This window comes from Saccharibacillus qingshengii, from assembly GCF_013185195.1.
GTDB lineage: Bacteria > Bacillota > Bacilli > Paenibacillales > Paenibacillaceae > Saccharibacillus > Saccharibacillus qingshengii.
The window spans coordinates 159,178-167,637 of record NZ_JAAZWC010000011.1; the positions used below are offsets into that span (position 1 = coordinate 159,178).

6 protein-coding genes and 1 pseudogene are annotated in these 8,460 nt (G+C 48.0%); 5 read left to right on the top strand and 2 right to left on the bottom strand.

Going from position 1 to position 8,460, the window contains the following annotated elements; all coding sequences use genetic code 11:
• Positions 1 to 68: 68 nt before the first annotated feature.
• On the bottom strand, positions 69 to 986 hold the full coding sequence (locus HRQ60_RS11915; protein ID WP_172196037.1) for an aldo/keto reductase: 918 nt from the start codon (positions 984 to 986) through the stop codon (positions 69 to 71).
• A 356-nt stretch (positions 987 to 1,342) separates the two neighbouring features.
• On the opposite strand from HRQ60_RS11915, the gene HRQ60_RS11920 reads away from it, so the two are divergent.
• The 3 genes from HRQ60_RS11920 to HRQ60_RS11930 all read left to right on the top strand — a co-directional run bounded on the left by HRQ60_RS11920 (position 1,343) and on the right by HRQ60_RS11930 (position 6,622).
• Positions 1,343 to 4,648, top strand: a complete 3,306-nt coding sequence (locus HRQ60_RS11920) for a helicase-related protein (protein ID WP_172196038.1) — start codon at positions 1,343 to 1,345, stop codon at positions 4,646 to 4,648.
• Complete coding sequence (locus HRQ60_RS11925; RefSeq protein ID WP_172196039.1) at positions 4,645 to 5,409, top strand: DUF4391 domain-containing protein; 765 nt, start codon at positions 4,645 to 4,647, stop codon at positions 5,407 to 5,409. Before HRQ60_RS11920 ends, HRQ60_RS11925 begins: the two co-directional genes overlap by 4 nt.
• A gap of 79 nt (positions 5,410 to 5,488) precedes the next feature.
• On the top strand, positions 5,489 to 6,622 hold the full coding sequence (locus tag HRQ60_RS11930) for a Fic family protein (RefSeq protein WP_172196040.1): 1,134 nt from the start codon (positions 5,489 to 5,491) through the stop codon (positions 6,620 to 6,622).
• 51 nt (positions 6,623 to 6,673) lie between these two features.
• On the opposite strand, the gene HRQ60_RS11935 is transcribed toward HRQ60_RS11930, so the two are convergent.
• A complete protein-coding gene (locus HRQ60_RS11935) occupies positions 6,674 to 7,120 on the bottom strand; it encodes a helix-turn-helix domain-containing protein (protein WP_246281286.1) in 447 nt (148 codons plus the stop codon).
• Between the two features lie 86 nt (positions 7,121 to 7,206).
• Between HRQ60_RS11935 and HRQ60_RS11940 the strand changes: the two genes are divergently transcribed.
• Positions 7,207 to 7,911: a putative periplasmic lipoprotein gene (locus HRQ60_RS11940; RefSeq protein WP_172196041.1), complete on the top strand. Its 705-nt coding sequence runs from the start codon at positions 7,207 to 7,209 to the stop codon at positions 7,909 to 7,911.
• A gap of 60 nt (positions 7,912 to 7,971) precedes the next feature.
• Positions 7,972 to 8,394: pseudogene (locus HRQ60_RS11945) on the top strand (site-specific DNA-methyltransferase); the annotation flags it as partial.
• Positions 8,395 to 8,460: the final 66 nt, after the last annotated feature.

Below are 8,460 nucleotides of genomic sequence, written 5' to 3' on the forward strand. Positions count from 1 at the left end.
GCAGTCGTTGCCCGGTCTAGGGATTGAGCCTTGAATCGGTTGCGATCGGATCAGTAATTGCGAATGTCTTAAGGCAGTTTGTTGCCGGCCGCACGGTAGATGGCGTACCATTCTTCGCGGGACAGCTTCACTTCACCGGCTTTGATGCAGTCTTTGATCCGCTGCACGTTCATCGTTCCTGTCACCGGCTGCATATTGGCCGGGTGGCGCAGCAGCCATGCGATCGCGATCGTCGTATTGCTCACGCCGTGAGCTTCCGCGACCTTGTTGATCTCCGCGTTCAGTTCCGGGAATTTGTCGTTGTCGAGGAACACGCCTTCGAAGAATCCGAATTGGAACGGCGACCACGGCTGAATCGTGATATCGTTCAGGCGGCAGTAATCCAGAATGCTGCCGTCGCGGTCGACCGACTCGTCGATCAGCATGTTCACGTTGACGCCGTTGGAGATCATGTTGGCATTCGTGATGCTGAGCTGCAGCTGATTGGCGACCAGCGGCTGCTTCACGTATTTTTTGAGCAGATCGATCTGCATCGGTTTTTGGTTGGACACGCCGAAGTGGCGCACTTTACCCGAAGATTCCAGCTTATCGAACGCTTCGGCCACTTCTTCGGGTTCGACCAGAGCGTCGGGACGGTGCAGCAGCAGGATATCGAGGTAGTCGGTATTCAGTCTTTGCAGAATGCCGTCGACGGAGGACAGGATATGCTCTTTGGAGAAATCGAACTGTCCCTGGCGGATGCCGCATTTGGACTGAAGGATCAGGTTCTCGCGTACCGACGTGCTCATATGTACCGCTTCGGCAAAGATTTCTTCGCACTTGCCGCCGCCGTAAATGTCTGCATGGTCGAAGAAGTTCGCGCCTTCGTCGAGTGCCGTTTGCACGAACGTTTCCGCTTCTTTTTTGTCCAGGGAATCGATTCTCATACAGCCGACCGCGACTACCGGTACATCGAGATTGCTGCTTCCGAGCTTGATGGTTCTCATGGCTATTTCCTCCTCGTATTGGGCGGAACTTAAAAACATACCAATTGTGACATAAAAATAAAACGTTTTCAAGATATAAAAGCCACCCTGAGGTTTTTGCTGGGGTACCCGGTCATTCTGCGCTCTTTCGGCCGGATTCAATGGAAAATGCCGAGTCCGATCGCCAGGATCATCGATCCTTATATAACACCTGTTTAAAGTGAAGAATCATTTTGAGAAGCTTCAGTAATCAGGATAAGGGACCTGGATCTCCGCAAGAGGGTCGATTTTTTATAAGATTAAGGCTCACGCCTCTTCATAAGTACTTGCCAAACGGGAATTTGTTTGATTAGTATTCTTATAAGAGGTGGGAATAAATGAAAATTATCAATAATATTAGCGAACGGCTTGGAGACGATCTCAAAGAAACATTGCAAAAAGGAAGCAAGGTTTCGATCGCCGCTTCGTATTTTTCCTTATACGCTTACGAAGCTTTAATGAAAGAGCTGCAGCAGGTGGATGAAGTGCGCTTCATTTTCACTTCTCCGACCTTCGTTGCGGAGAAACAGTCCAAAGAAAAACGGGAATTTTACATACCCAAACGTAATCGGGAAAGCAGTCTATACGGCACGGAATTTGAAATTCGCTTAAAAAACGAACTCAATCAGAAAGCGATCGCCCGGGAATGTGGAGAATGGATTCGCAAAAAAGCGACGTTCAAGTCTAATCGGACTCAAAGCATGATGCAAGGCATGATGAACGTACAGTCTATGGATGCCGCCGTGTCTTATATGCCGCTGGCAGGATTTGCTCGGGAAGATCTGGGTTACGAAAAAGGTGGAGCGATGACCAATATGGTTAATCGATTCGACGAGCCAGAAGCCACACGGACTTATATCGGGTTGTTCGATCAACTCTGGAACGATAAAGAAAAACTTGAAGACGTGACGAAACAAGTGGCTGAGCAAATCTCTTCGGTATATAAAGAAAATTCGCCGGAGTTCGTCTATTACGCGATTCTTTACAATATATTTAATGAATTTCTGTCGGATCTGAGTGAAGATGTACTGCCTAATGAAGCGACGGGCTTCAAAGAGAGCGCGATCTGGAATCGGCTCTATCCGTTTCAAAAAGACGCGGTGCTCGGTTCGATCAACAAGCTGGAGAAATTCGGCGGCTGCATTCTTGCGGACAGCGTAGGTCTGGGCAAAACATTCAGTGCGATCGGTGTGATCAAATATTACGAGCTGCGCAATAAGTCCGTATTGGTGCTCTGTCCCAAAAAGCTTGGCGACAACTGGCTGACCTATCGGCAGCCGGTGAACAATAATGTGCTGGCTGCGGATCGACTGCGTTACGACGTGCTTTATCACACCGATGTGTCCCGCGAAAAAGGATCTTCCAACGGCATGCCGCTGGACCGCCTCAATTGGGGTAACTACGACCTGCTTGTGATCGACGAGTCTCATAACTTCCGCAACAATGAGGCCAAAAAGAACAAAGAAACTCGCTACCAAAAACTGATGAACAAAGTGATCAAAAGCGGCGTGCGGACGAAAGTGCTCATGCTGTCGGCTACGCCGGTCAACAACCGCTTCATGGATCTGCGCAACCAGCTTGCCCTTGCGTACGAAGGCAACCCGGAACAGATGAATGAGAAGCTGGGCACTGAACGCGGGATCGACGATATTTTCAAAAGAGCCCAGTCTGCTTTTAATCAATGGTCAAAACTTGAGGTCGAGCAGCGGACCACTTCGGTACTGCTGGGAATGCTTGATTTCGACTTTTTCGAGCTGCTGGACAGCTTGACCATCGCTCGTTCGCGTACGCATATTCAGAAATACTATAACACGGAGGAGATTGGCGAATTCCCAAAACGGCTTGTCCCGCTGTCCCAGGCTTGCGCGATTACGGACCGTTCCGATGTACCGGGATACGATGTGATTTTCGCCGAACTGTCACGTATCAACCTGGGCATCTATGCGCCGTTTCAATATATCCAGCCGAGCCGAATGAGCTTTTACGAAAATCTGTATGATACGAGTGTCAGAGGCGGCAGCGGCAATCTGAAGCAAAGAGACCGCGAAAGCAGCTTGCAGATTCTGATGCGGATTAATCTGCTCAAGCGGCTGGAAAGCTCCGTGGAGTCGTTTCGCCTGACCCTGTCCAAGATCATAGCTAACCTAGAGCGCAATTTGCAGCGGGTAGAAGAGTACGAGCGCAGCCGGGAAGCGAACGATATTGAATACTCGGAGGCAGAGGAAGCGGATCTCGACGATGAAGATTGGCTCGACGAGGACTTTAGCATCGGCAAAAACGTCAAAATCAATCTGGCGGATATCGACCTGCTGCGCTGGAAAGAAGACCTGGCGCATGATCGTGCCGTTCTATCAGGACTGTACGAAGAAATGGTAAAGGTAACGCCGGAACACGATAAGAAGCTAAGTGTGCTCAAAAGCATTATCGACGACAAGATCCGGACACCGATCAACGTGGGCAATCGTAAAGTGATTGTGTTCAGTGCGTTTTCCGATACGGCGGGCTACCTCTACCAGCATCTTTCGCTTTATATGAAAGAACAATATGGAATAGACACCGCCAAAATCACAGGCAGCGACGAGAACAAAAATACGGCCGGGCTGCGCAGCGATATTCATACCTTGCTGACCTGCTTCTCGCCGCGTTCCAAAGAAAAACATCTAACGATGCCCGGCGAGAAGCGCGAACTGGATCTGTTGATTGCGACTGACTGCATTTCCGAGGGTCAGAACTTGCAGGACTGCGATTATCTGGTTAACTATGATATCCACTGGAATCCGGTGCGTATTATTCAACGGTTCGGCCGCGTCGACCGGATCGGTTCGCGCAACAAAGCGATTCAGCTTGTCAATTTCTGGCCGAATCTGTCTCTAGACGAATATATCAAGCTCAAAAGCCGCGTGGAGAATCGGATGGTCATCATGGATATGACGGCGACGGGCGACGACAATGTGCTGTTCAATCGCTCCAGCGATCTGGAATACCGCAAACGGCAGTTGAATCGGCTGCAAGAAGAAGTGGTCGATCTGGATCAGATGGACACTGGAGTGTCGATTACCGATCTGGGGTTGAACGATTTTCGGATGGATCTGGTCAACTATGTCAAAGAGCATGGACAGATGGACGAAGTTCCGGGCGGTCTGCATGCGGTTGTGAGCACTGATGCGAGTAAAGGAATCACGCGTCCGGGCGTCGTGTTCGTGCTTCGCAATATCGATGAAGCGCTCGACGCCAAGCGGCAGAACCGACTACATCCTTTTTATCTGGTCTACATTGGGGACAGCGGACAAGTCGTGACGAATCATCTGGACGTGAAAAAGACACTGGATGTGTTGAGGGCGCTTTGTCGGGGGCAGGGAGAACCGGTTGCGGAAGCTTATGCCGATTTTAACGCAGAGACTCGGGATGGGCGGAAAATGGGACATTACTCGCAGTTGTTGGAAGATGCCATTTTGTCGATCGTGCAGGTTAAGGAAGAAGGCGATCTGGATAGTCTGTTTAGCGCAGGCGGTACGACGGCACTACTGGATTCAATTCGCGGAATCGAAGACTTCGAGCTGTTGAACTTTGTGGTGATTCGGGAGGTCGGAACAGAAGTTGGGGCTGAAGTCGAGTCGTCGGTGGCGCGGAGGAACGAATCATGAGGTTCAAACTTCCGCCAGGAACCCGGTTCGGCCGCAAAATTCCCAAAACCAAATTTTATGAAAAATTGCAAGCCGGTTCGAATCTGAAAGAGCTGTTTGTTGAGCAGGTCGATTCGGTAGTCTGGGCCCACAATTTATCCGCTCGGACCGTGCACTTGGAGCCTGCGGACGGAATTGAAGAGATTCAAATATTCGAGATCGAACTGCGACAGCGCAAATATTCGACTGAGATTCTGCGCGCAATCGACCGGGCAATCCCGTATCCGATTCTTTATGTACTGCGCTACGAAAGCGAGGAAAAGCTGGCGATCGCTTACAAGGAGCGCAGCGGCAGCGACGAGAATCGGAGCGTCATACGCTCTTATCACGAGACGCCGTGGAGAACAGATGATTCAACGACGGACGGCTCGGGACAGGAAGAGGCGTTCGAGGTGCTGCGGGGCTTGAATCTGAAGGCGGTGTACGAGCATATCGTGCGCAGCCTGGTATTAGCGGAAGACGGGAGTCGACTTGGCGGCGCGGACGAGCCGAGAGTCGCGATTACAGAGCAGCAGGATGCTGAAGGCGGTGAACTGCCACTGGAAGAACTGTTGGAGCGTCAGGCCCGGATCGAAGCGCTGCAACGGGAATGCGACCGGCTCGAAGCAAAGATGCGGCGGGAGAAGCAGTTCAATCGTAAGGTGGAGTTGAATATGGAGCTTCGGAAGAAGCAGCAGGAATTAGCAGGATTAAGCGGTATACAAATTTCAAATAACGGTTAATATGTCCGAATATAAACAATATTTTTTATTTAGAGGAAAAATAGCGGCAAAAATGATAAAATATACAGGAGGTGATACGATGTTTAAACCTAAATTTATGATTACTTTATCGATGGTCAATAACTTGCTTAAGATCGAAAGAGCTAGTGTTACTGTCGAACAGCTTCCTCTTCCGGCCTCTATATTAGATGATTTAAAAAGGGAAGCGAAAGAAACGACCGTTCTGTTGTCTACAAAGCTGGAAGGGAATACATTAAGCGAAGAAGAGAAACGAAAAGTGTTATATCGAAATAGTGCGAATGAGGAAGAGCAGGAAATCTACAATTTGATGAAGGCTATTGAGTTTCTGGACGATTCTGAGCGACGAGAACTTCCCATTACCGAAGAATGGATTAAAAAGCTTCATGCTGTAATTAAAGTCACTCATGGCCGCCGTGCAAGAATAAGTGAATATCGAGAAGAACAGAATAAAGTAGGCGACCGCAATCAGTCCGGATTTTATCTTCCTCCTGAGCCGCAGGACGTTCCGGTTCTGATGGAAGACTTGGTTGCTTGGCTCAACTCTCCGCAAAATATCGGTCTAGCTGCTCCGATTCGAGCGGGCATTGCCATGTGGCAGTTCCTTACGATTCATCCCTACATGGACGGGAACGGAAGGACTGCCCGGATGATTGCAACCTACCTGCTTCGTAGAAACGGTTATGGTCTGAAAGGGCTGTTCGTTCTTGAAAACTTCTATGATCGCAATCTAAATGAATATTATAGAAAACTCCAAATGGAACTGCACCATAATTATTATTTTGGTCGTCATGATGCCATGTTGACGCCTTGGCTGGATTATTTCTTGGACGGTCTGGGCGAGGTATACGAAGAAGCTGCGCAAATCGTAAAACGAAAAAACAGCGAACTGCTGAAAGTTGAACCCGAACTCATACGAAGGCTTGAGGTGGAGCAGCGAGCCTTATTTCGTCATCTTGTTTTCAAGCAGCAGTTCGTTACAAATACAGAAATCGGAAGAATGTTGGGAGTCGGAGAGCGTGCGGTGCGAGACAAAGTAAAGAGATGGATCGCAGCCGGATTTATAGAGCCACGTGATCCTGAAGCGCAGCGTATTCGAACAGTAGTGCTGTCTCTTGCATACGAACAATTAGCAGAAGAAATCCGACAAGCGCCCGGCAGCTATCCTTATCTAATGATAGACAACGAATCCTAATTATAGGCTTGAATAAGCAAAAGACAGGGAGCCGCAAGCTCTCCTGTCTTTTTATTTGTTCTTTTTGTTATTCCGATCCGCTGTCTTGGCGTCTACGGTCTCCAGAAAATCCTTCGTTGTTCGTACTACATACTTCACCTCGTCCAGATCTCGTTCCATGAGCATGTACTTATGTAAATCCACCATCAGTTTTTTGTCCTCGATATCCTGAGCCATGTACAAGTCTTCGAAGTTGAACAGCTCATTTGGAGAGATGTCGAGCGCCTTCATTAACGTTTCCAATGTTTTGAGCGAAATATTTGTCTGTCCACGTTCGATATCGGATACCCGCGATTTGCTGAACCCTTCTTTGCCTGTACGCTCGGCGACTTGGGCTTGGGTTAATCCTTTAGAATCCCGTATTTTCTTCAGTTGTTCTCCGACTAATTTCAAAAAATCCGACATTTGACTCACCTCAATATTGAGGGTAGGTAAATTGATCGGAAATGCAGTTACCATTATAAAAGTATTTTATTTATAAAATCCTTTTTGGATAGTACAATTGGAAGGAGGATATTCTACTCAAGTACTATTTGGGGGGCAATATGAAAAAATTAGGCGTAATTGTAGTGCTAGCAGCTATTGGATTGACGGGCTGCGGAGCCACATCCGAACCTACTGTATCTTCGAATATTTCGAAGCCAACGAACGGAACGACAAATGAAACGGAAGCTGCATCCTTATCTGCCGAGAAGGCTTCAGAAGAGCAAGCGCCTGAGGCTTCTTCTATCGAGACAGAGAATCCTACTTTTCGTAATACGATTTGGGGAATGTCGATGAAAGAAGTTATTGCTGCGGAAGGTTCGCAACCGATGCAGGAAAATGAAGAAGTTCTTTTGTATCAAGATGAAGTTGGCGGACTTGATTTTTCTGTTTACTACCAATTCGTCGATGATCAGTTAGTTTCCGGCGCTTATATTCTGTCGGAGAGTTATATGAACGAAAATCAATATATAAAAGACTACGACAACCTTCAATCTTCGCTAACGGAAAAGTATGGAGCACCCATAAAGAACGAGGAACTTTGGTCAGGAGATCTTTATCGCGATGAACCCCGTGCAGAGTGGGGAATGGCGCTGGCTACCGGTGACCTTCGGATGATTTCACTATGGGAAAATGAAGATACAGATATTTCGTTACATGTGGCCGGAGAGAATTTTAAGACGAACCTGACAATTGTGTATAACGGGGTTAAATACAAAGGCCTTGTAGAAAAATCGGATAAGGCAGAGGAAGACGGTAAATTGTAAGGAGTTTGCGTTGGAAATGCGCTTTTACTTTTGATCATAATTAGAGGATGAGGGGAATCCATGGAAAAGTTGAACATGACATCACCGGATCTGACCGCGCGTAATATTGAGCGGATGGGAGAACTATTTCCGCAGCTGGTGACCGAGACGTTGGGGAAAGATGGGAAACTCAAAAAAGCGATCGACTTCGAGCTGTTGAAGCAAGAGCTGTCTGATGTCCTGGTCGAAGGGGATAAAGAACGCTATCAGCTGACCTGGCCTGGGAAAAAGGAAGCGATCTTGAACGCGAACACGCCGATCGACAAAACGCTTCGCCCGGTAAAGGAAGACAGTATGAACTGGGATACGACGGAGAATCTGTACATAGAAGGAGATAATCTGGAGGTTCTGAAGCTTCTTCAGGAGTCTTATCTGGGGAAGGTTAAGTGCATTTATATTGATCCGCCTTATAATACGGGGAAAGATTTTATTTACAAGACGGATTGTCAATCCAAGTGCAACACTTCGTCCTGAAACGATTCGTGTGTAGACTTCCAGCCTAGACATTTG

Coding starts and splice junctions, on each gene's coding strand:
- HRQ60_RS11925 (WP_172196039.1), top strand. CDS start 4,645: ATGAGGTTCAAACTTCCGCCAGGAACCCGGTTCGGCCGCAAAATTCCC.
- HRQ60_RS11930 (WP_172196040.1), top strand. CDS start 5,489: ATGTTTAAACCTAAATTTATGATTACTTTATCGATGGTCAATAACTTG.
- HRQ60_RS11935 (WP_246281286.1), bottom strand. CDS start 7,120: ATGGTAACTGCATTTCCGATCAATTTACCTACCCTCAATATTGAGGTG.
- HRQ60_RS11920 (WP_172196038.1), top strand. CDS start 1,343: ATGAAAATTATCAATAATATTAGCGAACGGCTTGGAGACGATCTCAAA.
- HRQ60_RS11915 (WP_172196037.1), bottom strand. CDS start 986: ATGAGAACCATCAAGCTCGGAAGCAGCAATCTCGATGTACCGGTAGTC.
- HRQ60_RS11940 (WP_172196041.1), top strand. CDS start 7,207: ATGAAAAAATTAGGCGTAATTGTAGTGCTAGCAGCTATTGGATTGACG.